The sequence below is a fragment of the Micromonospora taraxaci genome (assembly GCF_007830095.1).
Classification (GTDB): domain Bacteria; phylum Actinomycetota; class Actinomycetes; order Mycobacteriales; family Micromonosporaceae; genus Micromonospora; species Micromonospora taraxaci.
The window spans coordinates 1834274-1855870 of the sequence record NZ_VIWZ01000001.1; the positions used below are offsets into that span (position 1 = coordinate 1834274).

23 protein-coding genes and 1 pseudogene are annotated in these 21597 nt (G+C 71.7%); 16 read left to right on the forward strand and 8 right to left on the reverse strand.

Annotated elements, in window-relative coordinates:
- The first annotated feature begins 30 nt into the window (after window positions 1-30).
- The 5 genes from FHU34_RS08745 (at window position 31) to FHU34_RS32890 (ending at window position 3926) form a co-directional block, all read left to right on the forward strand.
- Window positions 31-915 carry a hypothetical protein gene (locus FHU34_RS08745; protein ID WP_145779496.1) on the forward strand — a complete coding sequence of 295 codons (885 nt, stop codon included), beginning with the start codon at window positions 31-33 and terminating at the stop codon, window positions 913-915.
- A 187-nt stretch (window positions 916-1102) separates the two neighbouring features.
- On the forward strand, window positions 1103-1477 hold the full coding sequence (locus FHU34_RS08750; protein ID WP_145779497.1) for a YciI family protein: 375 nt from the start codon (window positions 1103-1105) through the stop codon (window positions 1475-1477).
- 93 nt (window positions 1478-1570) lie between these two features.
- Complete coding sequence (locus tag FHU34_RS08755) at window positions 1571-2101, forward strand: SigE family RNA polymerase sigma factor (protein ID WP_244311586.1); 531 nt, start codon at window positions 1571-1573, stop codon at window positions 2099-2101.
- Complete coding sequence (locus FHU34_RS08760; RefSeq protein ID WP_145779499.1) at window positions 2098-3504, forward strand: hypothetical protein; 1407 nt, start codon at window positions 2098-2100, stop codon at window positions 3502-3504. The genes FHU34_RS08755 and FHU34_RS08760 overlap by 4 nt, the downstream gene beginning before the upstream one ends.
- A gap of 278 nt (window positions 3505-3782) precedes the next feature.
- The gene (locus FHU34_RS32890; RefSeq protein WP_167524779.1) at window positions 3783-3926 is read left to right on the forward strand and encodes a hypothetical protein; all 144 of its coding nucleotides are present in this window, start codon (window positions 3783-3785) and stop codon (window positions 3924-3926) included.
- Window positions 3927-4000: 74 nt separating this feature from the next.
- Here FHU34_RS32890 and FHU34_RS08765 read toward each other — a convergent pair whose 3' ends face one another.
- The 4 genes and pseudogenes from FHU34_RS08765 to FHU34_RS08775 form a co-directional block, all read right to left on the reverse strand.
- Window positions 4001-5188, reverse strand: coding sequence for an NAD(P)/FAD-dependent oxidoreductase (locus FHU34_RS08765; protein ID WP_145779500.1), 1188 nt, complete (start codon window positions 5186-5188; stop codon window positions 4001-4003).
- An 82-nt stretch (window positions 5189-5270) separates the two neighbouring features.
- The gene (locus FHU34_RS33215) at window positions 5271-6212 is read right to left on the reverse strand and encodes an RNA polymerase sigma-70 factor (protein WP_208745131.1); all 942 of its coding nucleotides are present in this window, start codon (window positions 6210-6212) and stop codon (window positions 5271-5273) included.
- Window positions 6213-6257: 45 nt separating this feature from the next.
- Window positions 6258-7439 (reverse strand): annotated as a pseudogene (locus tag FHU34_RS33220) (MFS transporter); the annotation flags it as partial.
- Window positions 7440-7514: 75 nt separating this feature from the next.
- Window positions 7515-7994 carry a hypothetical protein gene (locus FHU34_RS08775; RefSeq protein WP_145779502.1) on the reverse strand — a complete coding sequence of 160 codons (480 nt, stop codon included), beginning with the start codon at window positions 7992-7994 and terminating at the stop codon, window positions 7515-7517.
- A 231-nt stretch (window positions 7995-8225) separates the two neighbouring features.
- Between FHU34_RS08775 and FHU34_RS08780 the strand changes: the two genes are divergently transcribed.
- The 4 genes from FHU34_RS08780 to FHU34_RS08795 all read left to right on the forward strand — a co-directional run bounded on the left by FHU34_RS08780 (window position 8226) and on the right by FHU34_RS08795 (window position 11160).
- The gene (locus FHU34_RS08780; RefSeq protein ID WP_145779503.1) at window positions 8226-8780 is read left to right on the forward strand and encodes a Uma2 family endonuclease; all 555 of its coding nucleotides are present in this window, start codon (window positions 8226-8228) and stop codon (window positions 8778-8780) included.
- 497 nt (window positions 8781-9277) lie between these two features.
- On the forward strand, window positions 9278-9547 hold the full coding sequence (locus tag FHU34_RS08785; protein WP_088988188.1) for a hypothetical protein: 270 nt from the start codon (window positions 9278-9280) through the stop codon (window positions 9545-9547).
- Complete coding sequence (locus FHU34_RS08790) at window positions 9547-10590, forward strand: hypothetical protein (protein ID WP_145779504.1); 1044 nt, start codon at window positions 9547-9549, stop codon at window positions 10588-10590. The genes FHU34_RS08785 and FHU34_RS08790 overlap by 1 nt, the downstream gene beginning before the upstream one ends.
- A gap of 162 nt (window positions 10591-10752) precedes the next feature.
- Window positions 10753-11160, forward strand: a complete 408-nt coding sequence (locus tag FHU34_RS08795) for an LLM class flavin-dependent oxidoreductase (RefSeq protein ID WP_280116507.1) — start codon at window positions 10753-10755, stop codon at window positions 11158-11160.
- A gap of 7 nt (window positions 11161-11167) precedes the next feature.
- On the opposite strand, the gene FHU34_RS08800 is transcribed toward FHU34_RS08795, so the two are convergent.
- Entirely contained in the window at window positions 11168-11590 is a 423-nt protein-coding gene (locus FHU34_RS08800; protein ID WP_145779505.1) for a hypothetical protein, read from the reverse strand.
- 120 nt (window positions 11591-11710) lie between these two features.
- On the opposite strand from FHU34_RS08800, the gene FHU34_RS08805 reads away from it, so the two are divergent.
- The 3 genes from FHU34_RS08805 (at window position 11711) to bdeA (ending at window position 14782) form a co-directional block, all read left to right on the forward strand.
- Complete coding sequence (locus tag FHU34_RS08805; RefSeq protein WP_145779506.1) at window positions 11711-12463, forward strand: hypothetical protein; 753 nt, start codon at window positions 11711-11713, stop codon at window positions 12461-12463.
- Window positions 12460-13728, forward strand: coding sequence for an FAD-binding protein (locus FHU34_RS08810; RefSeq protein WP_208744949.1), 1269 nt, complete (start codon window positions 12460-12462; stop codon window positions 13726-13728). Before FHU34_RS08805 ends, FHU34_RS08810 begins: the two co-directional genes overlap by 4 nt.
- 142 nt (window positions 13729-13870) lie before the next feature.
- Entirely contained in the window at window positions 13871-14782 is a 912-nt protein-coding gene (gene bdeA, locus FHU34_RS08815; protein ID WP_145779507.1) for a bis(hydroxyethyl) terephthalate hydrolase, read from the forward strand.
- Between the two features lie 62 nt (window positions 14783-14844).
- Here the strand turns inward: bdeA and FHU34_RS08820 are convergent, their stop codons facing one another.
- Window positions 14845-15975 (reverse strand): site-2 protease family protein, encoded by a 1131-nt coding sequence (locus FHU34_RS08820; RefSeq protein WP_145779508.1) that lies wholly within the window; start codon window positions 15973-15975, stop codon window positions 14845-14847.
- Between the two features lie 136 nt (window positions 15976-16111).
- Window positions 16112-16966 carry an alpha/beta hydrolase gene (locus tag FHU34_RS08825; protein ID WP_145779509.1) on the reverse strand — a complete coding sequence of 285 codons (855 nt, stop codon included), beginning with the start codon at window positions 16964-16966 and terminating at the stop codon, window positions 16112-16114.
- A 148-nt stretch (window positions 16967-17114) separates the two neighbouring features.
- On the opposite strand from FHU34_RS08825, the gene FHU34_RS08830 reads away from it, so the two are divergent.
- The 4 genes from FHU34_RS08830 to FHU34_RS08845 are packed head-to-tail and all read left to right on the forward strand — an operon-like array spanning window position 17115 to window position 20602.
- Window positions 17115-18014 carry an ABC transporter ATP-binding protein gene (locus FHU34_RS08830; protein ID WP_145779510.1) on the forward strand — a complete coding sequence of 300 codons (900 nt, stop codon included), beginning with the start codon at window positions 17115-17117 and terminating at the stop codon, window positions 18012-18014.
- 1 nt (window position 18015) lies between these two features.
- On the forward strand, window positions 18016-18816 hold the full coding sequence (locus FHU34_RS08835; RefSeq protein WP_145779511.1) for an ABC transporter permease: 801 nt from the start codon (window positions 18016-18018) through the stop codon (window positions 18814-18816).
- A 26-nt stretch (window positions 18817-18842) separates the two neighbouring features.
- On the forward strand, window positions 18843-19973 hold the full coding sequence (locus FHU34_RS08840; RefSeq protein WP_145779512.1) for a sensor histidine kinase: 1131 nt from the start codon (window positions 18843-18845) through the stop codon (window positions 19971-19973).
- On the forward strand, window positions 19970-20602 hold the full coding sequence (locus tag FHU34_RS08845; protein ID WP_244311588.1) for a response regulator transcription factor: 633 nt from the start codon (window positions 19970-19972) through the stop codon (window positions 20600-20602). Before FHU34_RS08840 ends, FHU34_RS08845 begins: the two co-directional genes overlap by 4 nt.
- Before the next feature lie 16 nt (window positions 20603-20618).
- Here FHU34_RS08845 and FHU34_RS08850 read toward each other — a convergent pair whose 3' ends face one another.
- A complete protein-coding gene (locus FHU34_RS08850) occupies window positions 20619-21527 on the reverse strand; it encodes a L,D-transpeptidase (protein ID WP_145779513.1) in 909 nt (302 codons plus the stop codon).
- Window positions 21528-21597 lie beyond the last annotated feature (70 nt).

Sequence of the window (21597 nt, forward strand, 5' to 3'; positions counted from 1 at the left end):
CGATCACCGAGACAGCGGAATGAGGACACGATGACAGCTCTGCGGACCATCACCAGGCGCGCCACCATCGTCACAACCGCCCTGATCGTCGGGCTGACAGCTTCGTACGCCCCGTCACAGGCCGCCGAGGACGAGGCCCGGACGACGGTCACCGACCACCCCGGTGCTCCGGGGACGATGCTCCACCAGCTCGAGGACCTGACCGGTCGGCCCGTCGGCGACCTGGACACGGTGCTGGCCGTCGACACCGGCGGCCGGAACCTCACCGACGACCAGCTCGAAGCGCTCGTCGCCGGTAGGGAGGTCGACGGCGTCAAGGTCGTCGGCACGATGCCGGGCAGCCGGGACATCCTCGGCACGACCATGGCCGACCTCGCCGACGGCACGTACGACGGCAGAGGTGAGAGCGGGACGGCGACGTCGCTGATCTTCGCCTCGTCGGTGCCCGGTGGCCGGAACTGGTGTCTGACCATGTGCGTCGCCAGCGGCAAGTCCGTCTGGGAATGCCTCCTGGCGAGCCGGGGAGGCGAACGGACCTTCACCCTCGACCTGGCCGGCGAGACAACGGTCGGTGGCACGAAGGCGGCCTTCGAGAAGGTCAACGGTGTGGCAGTCGACGGGCCGTCCACGGTGGAGACCTTGACCGGTGACGGTGAACCGTCGGCGGACGAGATCCAGACCCTCCTGGACGGCGGGGACATTCCGTCGCTGCGCCGGGTGGCGACGCTGGACCGGCCGGACCCGGGGTGGGCGTTGGCCGACATCGCCGAGAAGTCCGGCGTGCCGTACGCGAAGACCAAGGCCCACATCTTCACCTTCACCCTTCCCTTCCTCGGGAAGTTCCTCGCGGTCTGCATCTCGCAGGATGGCGGGAAGACCTGGAAGTGCTCCGCCCGCCAGTGGGACGGGTTCTAGCGGTAGGACGCCCACCTCCGTCCGGGCCCTGCCGTGCAGGGTCCGGACGGTGTCGGGTCGGCACCGACCCGGGGGACGACGATCCGGGTAAGAATTCTTCCGGCACTCCGTCGAATCCGCGACGAGCCGTTCGTAGACCAGGCGGGAGGCGGCCGAAGGGTGCCGCCGGAACAGAGGGAGTCATGCGATGGCGCGGTATCTGATCTCGTTCAACGACGGCGCGATGGACCACATCCCGGCCGAGGATCTTCCCGACGTGGGCAAGGCCGCGCACGCGGTGAGCCAGGAGGCCGTGACCGCCGGCGTGTGGGTGTACGGCGGCGGCCTCGAACGGCAGCAGGCGAGCATCGTGGCCACCGACGGCACTGTCACCGACGGCCTCTTCCCGGAGACCAAGGAGGTCATCGGCGGTCTCACGATCGTCGACGTGGCCACCCGCGAGGAGGCTCTCGAGTGGGCTGCCAAGATGGCCGCCGCGTGCCGGTGCGCACAGGAGGTCCGCGAGATCATGACGGACCCCGAGGTCGACGTGATGCTCCGCGAGTCGGCCAGCCGGGGCTGACACATCCCTGCCGACTCAACCTCGGGCGTCGTCGACGGCGTCTCACAGTGCATCCGCCCCGCGTACGCGGGGCGGATGCGACCTGGAGGTGGCGTGAGTCGGCACGAGGACGACGATCAGTTCCGGCTGTTCGTCCAACGGCAGTGGGGATCGTTGCTCCGAACGGCCTACCTGCTCACCGGCGACCGGGGGACAGCCGAGGATCTGACGCAGTCGGCGTTGGAGAAGACCCACCGGCGCTGGGGGCGGGTGCTGCGCAAGGATGCGCCCGAGGTCTACGTACGCCGAGTGATGGTCAACACGGCGATCTCCTGGCGACGTCGGCGGCGGCCGCTGGAGGTGCCGCTGCTGACCACCGACAGCACACCGGCGCACGACGCGTACGCGCAGGTGGAGCAGCGCCACCTGCTCCTGGCCGCGCTGCGACGGTTGCCGCCCAGAACCCAGGCGGTGCTCGTGCTGCGCTACTTCGAGGACCTCAGCGAGGCCGACACCGCCACGGTCCTCGGTTGCTCCGTCGGCTCAGTCAAGAGCCAGGCGTCGCGCGGGTTGGCCCGACTGCGGGTCGATTTCGTCCCGCCCGCGGCACAGCCCCCGGTACGGCTCGAGGAGGAACTGGCATGACCGAGGACTTCGCGAGTTCGACGCTCGGTCCCGCGCTTCGGCAGGCGGCGCACGGAGTCGACGTACCCGAGGACCCGTGGCCGATGTTCGCGCGCCGCGAGCGACGGCACCAGCGGACGCGGCTGATCCGGACGGCGGTGGCCGCCGCGGTCGGGGTCGCGCTCGTCGGGGTCCAGGCCAACGTGGTGCCGCTGCCCGGGTGGGCGCCGGGCATCGCGGTCGCCGCCGCCCCGACCGCGCTCGTCGACGCACCGCCACGGGGCGCGCTGGTCGGTGACCACGCCTGGCTGGACGCGCTGCGGGCTCGGATCAGCGCCGAGCCGCCGGTGCGAACCGACACCCGGGTGGGCAGGTGGAGGATCGACAGCGACCGGATCCGCCTGGTCTACGGCAGCGACCAGCCGGGCCACCGGGTCGCGCTGGTCGCGGTGCCGCTGCGGCTGGGCCTGCTGACCAAGGAGGCCCTGGTCTGGTACGTGGGTCCGGCCGGCGGCAGCGCCGATCAGATGCGCTACGGCGGCCACAGCGAGGGCGCCGACGAGCCGGTGATGACGCTGATGCAGGCCGGTTCCGGCGGATTCGCTGTCGTCGTCGGACCGGCCGACTCCACCGTGTTGGTCACCGGCGAACCTCGGTACACGGCGAGGGGCACCCTGGAGTACCAGAACCTCGCTACGGCTGACGACACCGGAGTCGGGTTCGCCGTCCTGCCCGCCACGCCGCTTCCGAGCGAACCCGTGGTCCGGGTCAGCCGCGGCGACCGGGTGTTCTACCAGGGCGGCCTGGGCGGTGGCCCGTACGCCGCGATCGACCCCAACGGGCCGGAGATGGACGCCCTGCTGACCGCCGCCCGGCGAGGTGCTTCGCTCGACGACGCCAGCCTGCGCACCTTCGTGGAAACGGCACTACAGGACAGCCGCCTCCCGGCCGCCGGCACGACCGTACGGGTGCGGTGGTCGGGCAACGAACACGGCCGGGCCGCCGCTCTGCTCACCGTGCAGCCGGCCGGTGGGGGAGTGATCGCGTACGCGATGCACGGCCACGAAAGCACCGGCTGGTGGACCGATCTGCGGCTGCTGCTGCCGGCCGAGGGCGTCGACAGGCGACCGATCGGCTGGCGGGTTCGGGGCGACGACGGCACCCGCACGCCGACCGGTCAGGTGCGGGTGATCGCCCCGCCGGGCGCGGCCCGCGTCACGGTGACCGTCGAAGGCGCACCCCCGGCCACGGTCGCCCTCGACGCATCGAACGCCGGCAGCGCCTCCGTGCCCCCGGACCAACCGGCGACGCTCACCGCGTACGCCCCGGACGGCAGCGTCCTCGGCGTCACCCCGTTGCCGCCGGTCGAGGCCGACATGTCGGGCCTGCCCGGGGACCGCCCAGCCACCCGGGTGACCCCCTGACGCACAGCGACTGGCCGAGCCGTCCTCGGACGGCTCGGCCACGACGGGTGGGTCCTGCGAACAAGCCCGAACAAGCCGTTGAGCAGCCCGGACAGGTGTCCGTCCGTTCGGAACAGGCGTCGACGGTGGCGGTCGCCGAGCCGGCGTCAATACGCTGAGATCCGGTCACCTCTGGCGCTGGCCACGCAAGATCGGGTGACGAGTTCCGCCTGCTACGGGGGCCCCGAGCACGTCCCGCTGTCCACCCGACAGCCCACCTGTTCGAGTGAGGAGAGTCCATGCGAATTCGTCGTGTCATGTCCGCAATGGCGGTCGGAGCCCTGCTGGCGATCGGCGGGATGGCCGCGCCAGCGTTGGCCGGTGGTGTCTCGAACACTGCCGAGCCCACCGTGACGACACAGGGTTGGGAGTACGGCGACTGACACCGCCGGGGGGACTGCGGGCGGGCCGGTGTCTCGGGGAACGCCGGCCCGCCCCACGCCACCCGGACGGCGTGTCACGAGGTGGTGGTGATGCTCTCCGGCCGGTTCGCGGTGATGCGGTGGCGGCGCACCGGGTACAGCATCGGATGGGAGATGCCCCAGGTCGCGCCCTTGCAGACGAACTCCTTGTAGCGCGCCGCCAGCTTCCCCGTGAGGAGGGACGGCTTGGCCCGGTCGTCGGCGGTCACGTACTGGATGATGCCGTCGCGGCGGCCGAGGCTGATGCACTGGTTGAAGTAGCGCAGCGGAGCCTTCGGGAACTTCGACCGGCCGGTCAGCCGGGCGGCGATGGCATCGGCGGCCTGCCAGGCCATCGGGACGCCCGAGGCGCAGGACATCCGCAGCGGCTTGCCGCCCGGTCCCTCGGCAATCGCGGCGTCGCCCACCGCGTACACCTCGGGGTGCGAGACCGACCGCATGGTTTCGTCGACGACGATCTGCCCGGTCGCCGCGACCGCCAGGGTCGTGGCGGCGGCGATCGGGTGGACGGCGAAGCCGGTCGTCCACACCGTCACCTCGGCCGGGATCACCCGGCCGTCGCCGGTGACCACGCCGGTCGCGTCGACCCGGGCGATGTCGGCGTGCTCGTGCACGGTGATGCCGAGCCGGTCGCAGACGCCGCGCAGGTGCCGCTGCGCCCTGTCGTTGAGCCAGTCGCCGAGACCGCCCCGGGTCGCGAGCGCGACGTCGAGGTCCGGCCGGGCCTCGGCGATCTCGGTGACCGCTTCGAGACCGGTGAGGCCTCCGCCGACGACGAGCACGGTCCCGCCGGCCGCGAGGTGGGCGAGGCGGTCACGCAACCGCAACGCCGCAGACCTGCCCGCGATGTCGTACGCGTGCTCCGCGACGCCGGGGACGCCGTGGTCGGCGGCGGTGCTGCCGAGGGCGTAGACGAGCGTGTCGTACGCGATCTCGTCGTTGCCGTGCTCGTCGGCCAGCGCGACGGTCCGGCTGTCGACGTCGACGGCGGTGACCCGCGCCTGTCGGAGCGTGACGCCGGTGCCGGCGTAGACGTCGCGTAGCGGGAGGTGTTCGAGGTCCTGCCCGGTGGCGAGCTGGTGCATGCGGACCCGCTCGACGAAGTCGGCGTCGGCGTTGACGACGGTGATCTCGGTGTCGTCGGGGTGCAGTCGCTTGGCGAGGCGTCCCGCGGCGATGGCTCCGGTGTAGCCGGCTCCGAGGACGACGATGCGGTGTCTCATGGTGGCGCTCCTGTCTCGGCGGTGGTCGCTTCCTGAACCGGGCAGCGACGCGTTTCCTGACAGGAGTTGGCTATGAGCTGGGTCACCAGGCGCGGAAGAGGGCTTCCTCGTGCGGGGTCGCGGACCACTGACGAGTGGCGCGGGCAAGCTTGTCGGGGTTGACCTGGTTGTGGATGGCCGCGACGCCGTCGGGCGTCACGTCCAGGGACATGACGCCGATGACCCGGTCGTCGATCACCACGACCACTGCCGGACCGCCGTTCGCGGCGGCGATGTGCACGGCGGGACTCCCCCCGACCAGGTCCCGCTTGACGTCGGCGGGCTTGAACAGGCCACGCAGGAACTTCGCCACCGCCATCGCCCCGGTGATCGAGGACCGGGCCGGGATCTTGCCCCCGCCGTCGGCGGTGCTCCGTACGTCGTCGGTCAACAGTTCGACCAGCCGCTGGATCTCGCCGTTGTTGGCCGCCGTCAGGAACTCCGCGATGATTTTCTGGGCGGTGGCGCGGTCGACCTCCGTGCGGGCCCGCTCCGCGGCGACATGCTGTTTGGCCCGCCGGTAGGTCTGCTGGCAGTTCGACTCGGTGCGGCCGATGATCTCGGCGATCTCGCCGTGCGAGTAGCCGAAGGCCTCGCGCAACACGTACACCGCGCGCTCGTTGGGGGAGAGTCGCTCCAGCAGGGTGAGCACCGCCATCGAGACCGATTCACGCTGCTCGGCGGTGTCGAGCGGGCCGAGCATCCGGTCTCCGGCGAGGACCGGTTCGGGCAGCCAACTGCCCACGTAGGTCTCCCGCCTGGCCCGCGCCGAGGTGAGCTGGTTGAGGCACACGTTGGTGAGCACCTTCGTCAGCCACGCTGCGGGCGTCTCGACGTGCCCCCGATCGGCGGCCTGCCAGCGCAGGAAGGTGTCCTGCACGGCGTCCTCGGCGTCGCTCGCCGAGCCCAGCAGGCGATAGGCGATCGCCTCCAGACGAGCCCGGGAGCGCTCGAACAGCTCGACCTCGTCCGGACTCAGCGGCATGGCTAGACAGTATCCAGGTGGTGCGGCGGATCGGTCGTACCCTTGCCGCGGTGACCGCCGACTCGCTGCGCCGCGCGGGGTCGGCGGGCTGTGGAACACGGCGACCGCGGCCGTCAGGCAGAGCACGACGGCGGTGACGAGCGGCGGGCGGGCACCGAGGTGCACGGCCGCCGAGCCGAGGGGGATCGCGGCGACAAGCGGCCCGAACATCGCCGTGTTCGCCGTCGCGGAGACCCGGCCCAGCAGAGCCGGCGGCGTGTGCGTCTGCGCGGCGGTCACCGCCGCGACCAGGGTCCAGGGCAGGCCCACCCCGGCGACCACCGCTCCGGCGACAGTGGCTGGCCACCACGGCAGGCAGCGGGCCAGACAACCGACAGCGAACAGCACCGTCCCGGCGACGCCGACGGCGACCGGACCGAGCCGGGCGATGATCCGACCGACGAACAGCCCACCCACGATGGAGCCGGTCCCCTGGGCGCTGGCCAGCACCCCCAGGAACGTCGCCGGCAGGCGCAGTTCCGTGACGACCATCGCGTAGATCGCCGCGGTCGTGAAGCCGGACATGGCGATCGAGACGGCCGCGAGCACGATCGGCAGACGCGTCGCCCGCTGTCCGAACAGGACCACCAGTCCGGTACGCGGGCCGCCACAGTGCCGCGCGGGCCGGCCGGGAGGTGTCCGGTGCAGGCGGAGCACCGCGTACAGGAGGGCGACCAGGACGGGCATGACCGCGCTGAGGACGACGACGGCGTGACCGCCGCGCCAGGCGTAGAGGCCCGCTCCGGCCAGGGGAGCGACGAGCTTCATTCCCTCCTGTGCGCTGGAACGCCACCCGTTGACGTCGCCGAGCTCCGTCGGCGACAGCGCGGACGGCAGCAGCGCCGTCTCACCCGCGTCGATCAGCACGTAGCTGATGCCGTAGGCGCACGAGACGGCGAAGATCAGCCAGGTCTGTTCCGGCCCTCGTACCGCGAGGAGCGTCAGCAGCGCGGCGGCCAGCAGGAGGTTGACGGCGATGACCAGCGGCCGCCGGGGTGCCCGGTCGAGCAGGCCGCCCAGCCACGGGCCGGCGAGCACCGGGGCGTACACGCAGAGCCCGGCGAGGGCCGCGAGGCTCGTCGAGCCGGTGAGGTCGAGGATCCAGATGCCGGCCACCAGGGACATGGCGCTGCTGCCGAAGCCGGACACCAACGAGATCCCCACGAACAGTCCGGCGTTGCGCCGCATCGGCCCTCCAGGTTGAGTCGGGACGACTCACATCCTGGTTCTTGAGCCCTTTCCGAGCAATGCAGTGGAGTGTTGTCAACCAGCTGTTGACAACGCGGCGTCGACCTTCGCTGCGGCGGTTCGAGCAGGTACCGGCAGCGACTCGCCCGCTTCGCCGAGGTCCGTGGCGAGATGCCGGGCCAGCTCGTACAGCGCGCCGGGAGTGGCGTCCAGGGCCGCCTCCACAGTGCGGCGGACGAGCGCCGCTCGGCCGAACCGCGCGTCCCAGCGGCGATCCGCGGCGATCCATCGCCCCAGGTCCGCCACAGCGTTACGCAGTGCCACGATCTGCGGCGAGACGTGGAGGTCGTGCTGCTGCGTTCGGGACCGCCGAGCGGTCACCAGGCGCTGTCGACGCTGTTCGGCGGCCTGACGACTGCCGAGGCCCAGGGCCGCGGCGATCTGCCCCCACGTCGCGCCCTCGTGGCGCGCCCGGTCGATGAGGTCCAGCTCCTCCTCGTCCAACCGCGCGCGAGTGATCCGAACGTTCGCCAGACGGGCCAGCTCCGATGCCACGTGTCAACGTTACATTGACAACGCAGGCTCGTTGACGGGCGCGCGTCGCATGAACACGTCCACCGCGCACGTTCAGCCGGACCGGGCTGCCGGCGCGGTCGCAGCGTTGCGGCAACGTGCGCAGCGGCGTTTCGTCGGGATGCGTCATCACCATCCACGGCATCGGACGACACCGCCGTGCGCCCGTCGGGTGCGCTGATCAGCGGCCGGAGGTCGCCTAGGATGAGGCCTATGAGCGCGGAGGCTGTCGGCATGCACATGCCCGCTGTTGTGACGCTCGACGACGTGGCAGCGATGAACGCTGCCGATTCGAATGGTCACCGCTACGAGACCAGCCCCGAGGGGGTCCTGTCGGTCATGCCCCCGCCCGATTCGGAACATGCCATGATCGCCAGTCGCCTGTTCGCCTGGTTGATCATGGCCGGATGGCCCGCCGAGCAGGTGCTCCAAGCGGCCGGCGTCCGCATCTCCGGCCCGGACGGTGACGGCGGGCGCATTCCCGACCTGAGCGTCTGGCGTAAGCCGCCGATCCGCAGTGTCTGGGCCGCGGTCGCCGACGTCGTGCTCGTCGTGGAGATCGTCTCGCCAGGCTCGGAGGCGATGGACTCGGTGACCAAGGTCCGCGAGTACGCCTCGGCGGGGATTCCGCAGTATTGGGTCGTCGATCGGGACAGCGCGCAGACCGTCACCCTGCACCGGTTGAACGGGAGCGGCGCGTACGAGGCGCAAGCGCGGATGCCACTGGCCTGGCTGCTCCAGACCGTCCCCGCCGACCATCTCGACTGAGCGCCAGCGCGGACGACCCAGCTGTCCCGGTGTGGGTGCCCGGGAGGCGGTTAGTCGCGTGCCGGGTCCTGCCAGCGGCCTTGTCACAAACCGGACAAGACGGTAAAGCCCCTGGTAGAGCACCCTTGGAGCAGGTGGAGGTAGACGGGTGGCGGGCCACATCCTGATCCTCCGGCCCCGGCGGGGACACCATCGTCCGTACCGGCGCCGCCCTCACCCAGCCCGGCCTCGATGCCGCGGCGGTCACGGCACAGATGCCGTGCCGGTCACGCGTACGACGGGCCCGGGCTGCCACTGACACCCCTGCGGGCGCCCGCAGCGGTGCCTCCGCCCACCGGGACAGGGACGTCAGCACCGCCGGTCGTCAGGCGACGCCTCCCACCGGTCGTGCCTGCCGTCCCCGTGCCCCGCCGGCCTTTCGCACTGTGGACCCCGCCGGGTCCGGCGTCGCTCGACCGCGCGCCGAAGCCTGGCGACCGAGCCAGAAAGGGCCCGACATGGCCGCTCCCACCGCAACCGCAGCCCTGAACGCCACCGTCTTCGCGCCGGGCGACCAGATGCTGCTGACCGTCACCTACTCGGACGCCGACACCAAGCCGCTGACCGTCACCATCGTGGTCACCGACGCGCAGGGCAACAGCAGCGCGCCGGTCAAGGTCACCGCGGTCATCGATCCGCTCACCGTGACCGTCACCGACAACTCCGGGCGTACCTGGACCCGGGTCTCCGACAACGGCTCCGTGGCCGTGTACCGGTCGGTGGCGTGATGCCCCGGGTCACCGTCCAGGTCCGTGACGCCGGTGGGAACACCGCGACGGCCGGCGTCGACTACAGCCTGGCCCAACAGCAGCCCGTACTCGGGGGCTACTACCTGTCCGGGGGCGCGGACCCGACCGCCGACATGGCCGGCGGTAACTTCCGGTCGCTCACCCAGTACCGCAGCTTCGCCGACGGCTTCATCTTCCCCGGCTACAACCGGCCCTGGCTGGTCAACCTGGGCAAGGCTGGTGTGCAGATGAACATGGTCCTGGAGTTGAAGCACTACGGCGCGCCCAACCAGGGGCCGCAGAGCTTCACGGTGGACGGCGTCAGCTACACGGTCCCGGCGCCGTCGATGACCATCCAGCAGCGACCCGGCACGACCTTCCCGAAGGCGTACGGCTACGGGCAGGTGATCAAGGGGCAGTGCGACGGGTTGTTCGCCCGTGCCCTGTCGCAGTACCGGACGCTCGGCTTCGGGGTGAACATCCAGCTCGCTTCGGAGTTGGACACCGACCACGAGTTCGGCACCACCGAGGACGGCAAGGCGTACACCTGGGCCGAGTCGGATGCCCGGGCGGTACAGGCGATCAACTACATCATCACCTGGTTCAAGGCGCGGTCCCTGCCCGGCAACACCACGTTCTCGATCGGGCTGGGGGGCTTCGACCGGGCCTGTTTTCAGCGCACCCACCAGGAGTCGCTGATGGCCCGCCTCGACTTCCTGCAGTGGAACGTGTACGGCACCGCCGCCAACCACACCGCGCTGGCCCGGTTCCGTCGTACCAAGGACTGGGCGGTGGCCGATCTCGGCCCGGTGGCGCTGTCCCGGCCCGTGATCATCGCGGAGTGGGGGGTGCGGGTGGCCGAGATCCCCAACCAGGCCGCATGGATCGCCACCGTGCCGGCGGCGATCGCCCAGCTCAACGCCGAGCGGGGGCCACGGATCGTGCGCACCAACTACTTCAACTCGGGGTGGGGCACCCTGATCCCCAAGGCGACCGGGTTGGCCGCGCTGCGCGAGGCGTACGCCAAGCGGCCGTACGTCTGAGTGACCCTGGCGACCCGGTCGGTACGACTGCCGGCCGGGCCGACCGGGGAACCCTATGCTCGGATCATGGAACTGCGGATCTTCACCGACCACCCGGGCCGGTACTACCCGGTCAGTGGCTCGCCCGCGTTGCCGAAGCCGGTGTAGCAGCCGCGCCCACCGATCCTGCTCGGCGGTATGGGCCCGAAGCGCACCCCTCGGTTGGCCGCCCGCTACGCCGACGAATTCAACCTGCCGTTCGCCTCGGTGCCGGACACGGCGGCGCAGTTCGACAGGGTCCGCGCGGCCTGCACCGAGATCGGCCGGGACCCGGGCCAGATGGTCTGGTCCAACGCCCTGGTGCTCTGCTGCGGGCGCGACGACGCCGAGGTGGCCCGTCGGGCCGCCGCCATCGGTCGCGAGCCCGACGAGCTGCGGGCCAACGGTCTGGCCGGGACCCCCGCCGAGGTCCTGGACACCATCGGCCGGTACGGGGACATCGGCAGTGAGCGGATCTACCTCCAGGTGCTGGACCTCGGCGACCTGGAGCACCTGGAACTGGTCGCCAGCGAGGTGATGGCGAAACTCTGACGCCCGGTCAGGCGCGGTGGTTGCCCGTCCCCACCGCGTTCGGGTCGCCCAGCACGGTGTCCAGGCGCCCGTCCCGGTCACTGTCCACATAGGTGATGTCCGGGATGCCGTCGCCGTCCACGTCGATCTGGACGACGTCGGCGACGCCGTCGCCGTCGAGGTCGGTGACCACCTCCACCGAACCGTCCAGGTGGTGGGTCACGATCGACTGGGCACCGGGCGCGCGTGGCGGCGGCCCGGGTGCCGGCACTGGCGTGGGGGCCGGCGCGGGTGCCGGCGTGGGTCGGGGACCGGGAGTGGGCGCCGGGTGGCTCGGCAACCCGCCGGCCGGTGGCGCGCTGGCCTGCTCGATGCCGGTCCCGGTCGGGTCCAGCTCCTCCTCGGAGGGGAAGACGTCACCTCGTGCGGCCGGATCGCGGTAGCTGCTCATGGGCGTAGGGTTCCCCGACGACGACGAGAACAACCGTGCCCGATCGACCGGTGTCCCTGGTGCCCGGTCTGGCGGAAGATGTCGGGACCGACGCCACGGTCATGAAACGGGGGTCCGAGCGTGGAATTGCGCCGGAATCGGGGGGCCCGTGCGCTCGCCCTGGTGTGCGTACTCGGTGGAGTGCTTCTGTTGGTCTATCCCAGCGACGGCCACCTGCTACGGACGATCATCGCGGTGGGGGCGATCGCGCTCGGCGCGGTCGCGCTGGTCAGCGCGGTGCGGCCGTTCCGGTTCGGGATCCACGCGGACGGGCTGAGCATCCGGCGGCCCGGCCTGCGCCGGGAGATCCGGTGGGACGAGGTGGACACCCTGGTCCTCGACGAGCCGCCCCGACGCGACGGCTACGCGGGACCGCCGCGACTGTTGCTGGTTCCTGTGCAGGGTGTGCCGCGTGAGCTGGTCACCGCCCGGCACCCGGTCGACGGCCGCCCGGCCATCGAGCTGCTCGTCCTCGACCAGGTCCGCGAGCAGCCCGAGCAGGTGTCCGCCGCTCTCGCCCGCCATGCCGGGGACCGTTTCGTCGACCTGCTCGCGCTGCGTCGCGACGCCTTCGCCACCCCGGATCTCACTGTCGGGCTGCGCGGCTACCAGATGGGACGGGTCGACCGGTTGATCCGACGCGGGCAGGACGCCCTGATGTCCGGGGACGCGTCGGCCCGGCAGGCGGCCCGGGGGGAGATCGAACGCGCCACCGCCGCCGGTCTGCCGATCGCCCAACGTGGTTACAGCACCGTCCAGACGGATACGGTTCTGGACGCCCTCGTCACCGCGTTGGCCGACCACCAGCCCACCGATCGGGAGACCGCTACATGACCGAGCAGGCACCGCAGGCCGCAGCTCCCGAGGTGCCGCGCCGCAACTGGGCCGGCAACGTGCGGTACGCCGCGCGGGCGTTCCACCGACCGACCTCCACCGACGAACTGCGCCGACTGGTCGCCGGCAGCACCCGGCTCCGGGCGGTGGGCAGCGGGCACTCCTTCAACCGCTTCGGCGACACCGACGGTGACCTGGTCAGCCTCGCCGGGCTGCCCCAGACCGTCGAGGTGGACCACGAGCGCGGGCAGGTCACAGTGAGCGGCGCGATGCGCTACGGCGACCTCGCCCGACAGCTGCACACCCAGGGGTACGCGCTGGCGAACCTCGCCTCGCTGCCGCACATCTCGGTCGCCGGGGCGGTGGCCACCGCCACCCACGGCTCCGGTCAGACCCACGGCAACCTGGCCAGCGCGGTCGCCGGCCTGGAGTTGGTCACCGCCGACGGCGACCTGCTGCGGGTCGACCGTGACACCGACAGGTTCGCCGGCATGGTGGTCGGGCTCGGCGCGCTGGGCCTGGTCACCCGGGTCACCCTGGACGTGGTGCCGGCCTTCGAGCTGCGCCAGTACGTGCGACTCAACCTCGACCGGGAGGCGCTGGACGAGGCGCTCGGCTCGGCGTACAGCGTGAGTGTCTTCACCGACTGGCGTACGCCCCGACTGCGCGAGGTGTGGCGCAAGCAGGCAGCCGACCAACCGCCGCCCTCGGCGGACTGGCTCGGCACCACCGCCGCCGACGAGCCGCGACACCCGGTGCTCGGGATGCCGCCGGAGAACTGTACCCCGCAACTCGGCGAGCCGGGCCCGTGGCACGAGCGGCTGCCGCACTTCAAGCTCGGGTTCACCCCGAGCAGCGGCGACGAGTTGCAGTCCGAGTACCACGTGCCGCGTTCCGCCGCGGTCGACGCGCTCGCCGCCCTGGACGACGTGGCGCACCTGATCGCCCCGGTGCTGCTGGTGTGCGAGCTGCGTACGGTCGCGGCCGACGAGCTGTGGCTCAGCCCGAACCACCGGCGGGACAGCTTCGTCGTGCACTTCACGTGGATCGAGGACACCGCCGCCGTCCTGCCCGTGGTGGCCGCCGTGGAGGAGCGCCTGGCGCCGTTCGCACCCCGCCCGCACTGGGGCAAGGTCTTCGTCACCGACCCGGCGGAGCTGGCGTCCCGCTACCCCCACTACGCGGACTTCACCACCCTGCTGACCGACCTGGACCCGAAGGGCACGTTCCGCACCGACGTCCTGGACCGCTACTTCCCCCGGTGACCCGGCCCGTGCCATAGCGCGGTGGCATGGGGCGGCTGGGATTGGTGAGGTGCGGGACCCCGCAAGACACTGATGCATGTCGATGAGTCTCATCGTCCGGTCCCCGTCCCGGGACCGTCGGCTCCACCCCCCGGAGCGAGACATGCAGCCCGTACCCGCCATCACCCCCGACCCACTACCCGCCCGCCGCCCGCGTCGTGGCCTGCGCTGGGCGCTCGCCCTGGTTCTGGTCGGCGCCGGTCTCGGCCCCGCGTCAGCCGCCCACGCCGCCGCAAGCCCGTACGAGCGCGGCCCGGCCCCCACCGTGGCCAGCATCGAGGCCAGCAGGGGCGCGTTCGCCATCGCCCAGAGCACCGTCGCCGCCTCCAGCGTCAGCGGCTTCCGAGGCGGAACGATCTACTACCCGACCAGCACCGCCGAGGGCACCTTCGGAGCAGTGGCCATCTCACCCGGCTACACCGCCACCCAGTCCAGCGTGGCCTGGCTAGGGCCGCGCCTCGCCTCGCAGGGCTTCGTGGTGATCACGATCGACACGCTGTCCCGCTACGACCAGCCGGCCAGCCGGGGCACGCAACTGCTGGCAGCCCTGGACTACCTGACCAACACCAGCAGCGTGCGTACCCGGATCGACCGCAACCGGCTCGCCGTGATGGGGCACTCGATGGGCGGCGGTGGCAGTCTCTCGGCGGCGAACACACGGCCGCAGTTGCAGGCGGCGATCCCGTTGACCGGCTGGCACACCATCAAGAACTGGTCCGGCGTACGGGTGCCGACGCTGGTGGTCGGCGCGGAGAACGACTCGGTGGCGCCGGTCTCGTCGCACTCCGAGCCCTTCTACACCAGCCTGCCGTCCACGCTGGACAAGGCGTACCTGGAGCTGAACAACGCCAGTCACTCCGCCCCCACCTCGACGAACGTGACGGTCGCCAAGTACAGCATCTCCTGGCTGAAGCGCTTCGTGGACGACGACACCCGCTACGACCAGTTCCTCTGCCCCGCCCCTCAAGCCTCCACCACCATCCAGGAGTACCGGGACACCTGCCCCCACTCCTGACCCTTTGGTGATCATGAAGTTGTTGCCACCCGGCGCGGCGTGTCGGGGCAACAACTTCATGATCACCGGGCGCCGGCGAGGGTGTTGCGTTGGACCGCGCGGGCGATGTCGCTGGGGGAGACGATGCCGGTCAGGCGGCCGTCGTCGCCGACCACCAAAGCTCTGCCGTCGGCGCACTCGCTGAGCCGGGGGAGCAGGTCGTTGAGCTGTTCACCCGGTCGGGCGAGCACCAGGTCGTCGGCCCGGCACGCCACCTCCGCGAGGGTGGTCGACGCCCGCCGGTCGGACGGTACGCCCCGTACCCGGTCGACGGTGACCAGACCGATCGGTCGGCCGTCCTCGGTCAGCGGCAACGCCGAATGCCGGTACGCGAAGAGGTAGTGGTCGACGAAGTCGGCCACCGTCACCTCCGCCGAGACGGTCTGCGGCTGCGGGGTCATCACGTCGCCCACCCGGATGCCGCGCAGTGCGCTTCCGGTACGGGCCTGCCGTTCCTCCGCACCGGCCGCGCCGATCAGGAACCAACCGATCAGGGCCAGCCAGAGCCCACCGAAACCGATCCCGGACAGGAACTGCCACAACCCGAGGCCGATCAGGAGGACACCCAGCACCCAGCCCGCGCGGGCGGCGACCACTGACGCTCTGGTCCGGTCACCGGTGGCCTTCCAGACCGCGGCACGGAGCAACCGACCGCCGTCCAGGGGCGCGGCGGGCAGCACGTTGAAGACGGCCAGCAGCACGTTGATGCCGGCGAGCCACGCCACCGCCCCGAGCAGCAACCCACCCTGCCCGGCCAGCGCGAGCAGCGCGGCCACGGCACCGAAGAACGCTCCGATCAGGAGGCTGACCAGCGGGCCGACGCCGGCGATCCGCAGCTCCGCGCCCGGGTCACGCGGCTCGCCCCGCAACTCGGCCACCCCGCCGAACAGCCACAGCGTGATGCCGTCGACGGTGAGCCCGTTGCGCTTGGCCACCACCGCGTGCGACACCTCGTGGGCGAGCAGACCGACGAAGAAGACCACCGCCGCGGCCAGGCCGGCGAGGGTGTACGCCACCGGCGAGCGGTCCGGGTACGAACGCGGGAACTGGTTGGCGGCCAACCCCCACGCGATCAACGCGAAGATGACCAGAACGCTCCAGTTGACGCCGACCGGCACTCCCGCGACACGGCCGATCCGGAAACTCGCCCTCATCCCGCCGGGATACCCCCGCCGGTCGCCGACATGCCGGGTCTCCAGTGATCATGTGATGAGAAACTAGGTCAGGAACGTCTCTGGCAGCTATTTCTCATCACATGATCATGGCGGCCGGGGCAGAGGGCTCGGCCGTTCAGCGGCGGGGGGTTTCGCTGGCGATCGTCGCCTCGCGGGGTAGGGCCGCCGCGCGCAGCGCCCAGTCCAACGCGTAGTCGGCGATCTTCTCCCAGCCGTCCTGCCCCACTGTGAAGTGTGTTCGGCCGGGAAACTCCTGGTACGCGGTCAGGGCCCGGGACTTCTGGTAGAGCCCGGCGTTGGCGCGGACCACCGACGCCGGCACCACGTGGTCGTTGTCGCCGGCCATCAGCAGCAGCGGCGGTCGGTTGTCGCGGCCGACGTCAACCCGGGCGGGTGAGCGTGGGTCGACGTTGGCGAAGGCACCTTCGAAGAACACCCGGCCGGCACCGGGGACGGCGTAGCGCTGCCAGGCCCGGTCGGAGTCCTCGCGGCTCAGGGCGTTGCCGAACGTGTACGCGAAGTCGTCCGGTGTGAACGGGACGGCCTTGCCCCGGTTGGCGGGGCTGCGGAGGATCGGGAAGCCGGAGCGCAGCTGGCTCAACGGCACCTTGAGCACGCCCTTCACCGCCGCCGGGTGCACCCCCACCACCGCCGCGCCGAGACCCCGGTCGGCGAGGACCTGGGCGAACAGACCGCCGAACGAGTGCCCCATGATGATCGGCGGTCGGGGCAGCGCCCGGATGATCTTGTCGTAGTGCGCGACGATCGTGGCCATGCTCTGCTCGGCGATCGGGCTGGGATCGTCGCGCAGCTGCTCCACCGACCGGTCCATCCCGGGCCAGGCGGGGGAGATGACGTGCATGCCACGTTCGGTGTACCGCTCGACCCACCCCTCCCAGCTTCGCGACGTCATCCAGAGCCCGTGGATCAGCACGATCGTGTCGACCTGGCCCTGCGGCGTGGCACCCATCGCGTCCTCCCGGTGTGGCGGTGTCCGGCCGGGTGGTTACCCGCTGTCGCGCCTGGAATGCCTGCACGGCCGCCCCTGACAAATGTCACGGCCGGGACGTGACGGCCGCTCCAGGCATCGGGGTACGCGCCACCGGAGCATGACTGACATGACCAGTACGCATCCGGCTGTCGAGTTGGACGGCCTCACCAAGTCTTTCGGCGCGGTCACCGCTGTCGACGGGTTGAGCCTGCGGGTTCAGCCCGGCGAGGTGGTGGCCTTCCTCGGCCCGAACGGCGCGGGCAAGACCACCACCATCGACATGCTGCTCGGGTTGGCCCGCCCGGACGCGGGCACCGTCCGCATCCTCGGGGGCACCCCGGACAACGCGGTGGCCCAGGGTCGGGTCGCCGCCGTCCTCCAGACCGGAGGGTTGCTCAAGGACCTCACAGTGGGCGAGACGGTCGAGATGACCGCCCACTTCTACCGGCACACCCGTCCGGTGGCCGAGGTGCTGGAGCGGGCCGGCATCGCCGACATCGCGGGGCGGGTGGTGGGGCGCTGCTCCGGCGGCCAGCAGCAGCGGCTGCGCTTCGCGTTGGCCCTGCTGCCCGACCCGGACCTGATGGTGCTCGACGAGCCGACCACCGGAATGGACGTCGAGGGCCGCCGGGACTTCTGGCAGGCGCTGCGCCGCGACGCCCGGGCCGGACGGACCGTCATCTTCGCCACCCACTACCTGGACGAGGCGGACGCGTACGCCGACCGGATCGTGCTGGTCCGGCAGGGGCGCGTCATCGCCGACGGCACCACCGCGGAGATCAAGAACCTGGCCGCCGGTCGTACGGTGCGGGCCACCCTGCCCGGCGCCGACCAGGCCGCGCTCGCCGCGCTGCCCGACGTGGACGCCGTGGAGGTACGCGGCGACAGTGTGCTGGTGCGCACCGGCGACTCGGACGCCGTCGCCCGGCACCTGCTCACCCGGACCGCCGCCCGGGACGTGGAGATCACCTCCCGCAACCTCGAGGACGCCTTCCTCGCCCTGACCACCGCGCAGACCGGAGCCTGAGATGACCACTCTGTCGGCCACCCCGAACCGCACCGCCGAACCGGACCGTCGGCTGCCCGCCCTGGGCGGGTTCTCCCCAGGCGTCCTGCGCATCGAGTTGCGCCGGGTGCTGCGCAACCGCCGTACCCTCGCGTTCACGCTGATCATGCCGGGGGTCTTCTTCCTCATCTTCGGTCTGCCGCAGGGCGGGCAGAACCTGGACAACGGTCGCCCGGTGACGGCCTACATCATGATCAGCCTCGCCGTGTACGCGGCAATGGTGGCGACCACCAGCGCCGGTGGCGCGGTGGCCACCGAGCGGGCGCTGGGCTGGAGCCGCCAGCTGCGGCTCACCCCGCTGCGCCCGAGCGCGTACGTGGCCACCAAGCTGGCCACCGCGATGGCCCTCGGTCTGCTCGCTGTCGTCGTCGAGTTCCTGGTGGGCGCGGCGGCAGGCGTCCGGGTCCCGGCGTACGTCTGGCTGCTGTCCGGGCTCGCCGCCTGGATCGGCTCGCTGGTCTTCGCCGCGTTCGGCCTGTTCGTCGGCTACCTGGCGCCGGCCGAGAACGTCATGCAGTTCATCGGCCCGATCCTGGCCGTACTGGCCATGTTCGGCGGGCTGTTCGTGCCGGTCGAGGTGCTGCCGGAGGTGCTCCAGCACGTCGCGACGTTCACCCCGGTGTACGGCGTGGGGGTGCTGGCCCGCGCGCCGCTGACCGGAGACGGGGTGAGCCTGGCGGCGGTGGCCAACCTGGTGGTCTGGGCGCTGGTCTTCGGCGTCGGTGCGGCCCGACTGTTCCGCCGGGACACCGCGCGGGTCTGACCGCCGTGCCGGCTAGCGTGAACCCGATGGACGTCGCGACCGGGCAGCCCCGGCCGGTGAGCCGCCACTGGCGGTTCACCGGCTGGCTGTTGGCCGCCGTGTGGTTGTTCTTCCTCAACGTGCCGCTCGCCACGGCGCTGCACCAGCCGGAGCTGTGGCGGCGGATCCTCGGCGTGGCGGCGCTGGTCGTCTTCAGCGTCGGCTACGTGCTGCTGTTCCAGTGGGCCCGCCGGCTGCGCCAGTCGTTGGCGCCGATCCCGGCGGGCCGGGCGCGGGTCGGGTTGGCACTGCTGCTCTCGGTGGGCCTGGCCAGCATTCCGGGCACCGACGGGGACTGGCTGGCCACCCTGGTCTACGTGGCGGCCGCTGGGGTGTTCCTGTTGCCGCCGTGGGAGGCGTTGGCGGTGGTGGTGGTCTGCGCCGTGACCCCCGCGCTGGCCTCGTGGCTGGTGCCCGGATGGGAGGCGGAGAGCGGCATCGTCTTCGCGGTGCTGCTCGCGTCGTTCGCCATGTTCGGGGTGGCCCAGTTGGCCCAGCGCAACAGCCAGCTCCAGGCCGCCCAACAGGAGATCGCCCGGCTCGCCATCGCCGAGGAACGAGCTCGCGCCGCCCGCGACCTGCACGACATCCTCGGGCACTCGCTGACGGTGGTGGCGATCAAGGCCGAGTTGGCGGGCCGACTGATCGAGGTGGACACCGACCGGGCCGCCGTCGAGATCGCCGAGGTGGAGGCGCTGGCCCGGGCGGCGCTCGCCGACGTGCGGCAGACCGCCGGGGCGTACCGCGATGTCACTCTCGCCGCGGAGCTGGCCGGCGCCCGCTCCGCGTTGGCCGCGGCGGGCATCGCGGCGGATCTGCCGGCCGAGGTGCCGGAGCTGCCGAAGGAGTGGGACCGGTTGTTCGGTTGGGCGGTACGGGAAGGGGTGACGAACGTGGTCCGGCACAGCGGGGCGCGGTGCTGCACGGTCCGGGTGTACGCGGACCGGGTCGAGGTGAGTGACGACGGGCGTGGCCCGTCCACTCCCGACGCCACCGGCTCTGGTCTCGTCGGTCTGCGGGAAAGGGCGGGGCGGCTGGACGCGGCGGTGACCGTCGGCCGCCGACCGGGCGGCGACGGGTTCCTGCTGCGGGTACACGCGCCGGGGGAGACCCGGTGAGCGGCGGGCCCGCGCCGATCCGGTTGCTGCTGGCCGACGACCAGGCGCTGGTCCGGGGCGCGTTGGCAGCGCTGCTCTCGTTGGAGCCGGACCTGACAGTGGTGGCCGAGGTCGGCCGTGGCGACGAGGTGGTGCCCGAGGCCCTGCGCAGCGCCCCCGACGTTGCTCTGTTGGACGTGGAGATGCCCGGCCTGGACGGGATCGCGGCCACCACCGCGTTGCGGGCCGCGATGCCGACCTGCCGGGTGCTGGTGGTGACCACCTTCGGCCGGCCCGGCTACCTGCGTCGGGCGATGGAGGCCGGCGCGAGCGGCTTCGTGGTCAAGGACACCCCGGCCCGACAGCTCGCCGACGCGGTCCGTCGGGTGCACGCCGGCCTGCGGGTCGTCGACCCGACGCTGGCGGCGGAGACCCTCGCCACCGGGGTCAGCCCGCTGACCGAACGGGAGACCGAGGTGTTGCGGACGGCCCGGGGCGGTGGCACCGTCGCCGATCTGGCCGGGGCGCTGCACCTGTCGGAGGGGACGGTACGCAACCACCTCTCGGCGGCGATCGGTAAGACCGGCGCGCGTAACCGTGCCGACGCGATCCGGGTCGCCGAGCAGAACGGTTGGCTGCTCGGCGACTGAACGACGGTGCCGGCGCTCAGGCGGTCGGCGGTGGGGCTGGCAACTGGTCGACCACCACCACGCTGCTGCCGGGGCGGACCTCGGCGAGCAGCTCCCGCTGACCGGAGCGGGTCAGCCGGATGCAGCCGTTGGTGACGTTCTCGCCCAACTCGTCGTCGTTGTGCCAGGTGTGAACTCCGATGTGCGCGCCGCGCAGCCCGGCCGGCACCGACTCCGGGTCGTCGGGCACCGACCCGAGCGCGTAGATGTCCACCCCGCCGTAGACCGACTCCGGCGGTGGGGTGCGACCCAGGATGAAGGTCCGACCGAGCGGAGTGTCCTGCCCGGACTGGCCGAGGCTGACCTCCCAGGACCGCACCGCCTTGCCGGCCCGGTACCAGGTGAGCCGGTGGACCTTGCGTTCCACAACGATCTGGTCGCGCAGCGGCACGGTGTCGAACCCGCCGGGGGGCAGCCAGGCGAGCCGCCGGTTGGCCGAGGGCAGCAGGACGGCCGTCCAGCCGGCGTGCCGATCGGCGATCGGCATGGTCAGCTCGACGCCCCGGATCGTCGGTTCGAGGAAGGCTCGCGGACGGCCGCCGGGGGCGTCGTAGGCGGCGATCCGCTTCGTCGGGTGCACGCCCTCGGTCAACGGCGTGGTGTCCATGGTGGCCGGGTCGGCGGGGAACCCACCGGGGGCAGGGTCGTAGTCGACCACCGGCAACCCCGCCGGAGCGGGCGCGGCCGGTGGAATCGACTCCTCCGCGTTCTGCTCCACGCTGCTCGGCGTCGGGTCGGCTTTCGCGACGACCCGTTCGGGGGTCGTCGGGTCCGGAGTGAGGGCCTGCCCGACCAGCAACGCGGTCACCAGCAGCACGGGGACGCCGATGGCGGCGGTCACCCAGACGCCACGACGACGGTACGGAGTCTTTCCGTCAAACGACACCAAACGACTGTATCGGACAAAGGTCTACCAGGAAGGCGTCCTTCCTGCACAAATATCGATTACAAGGGCG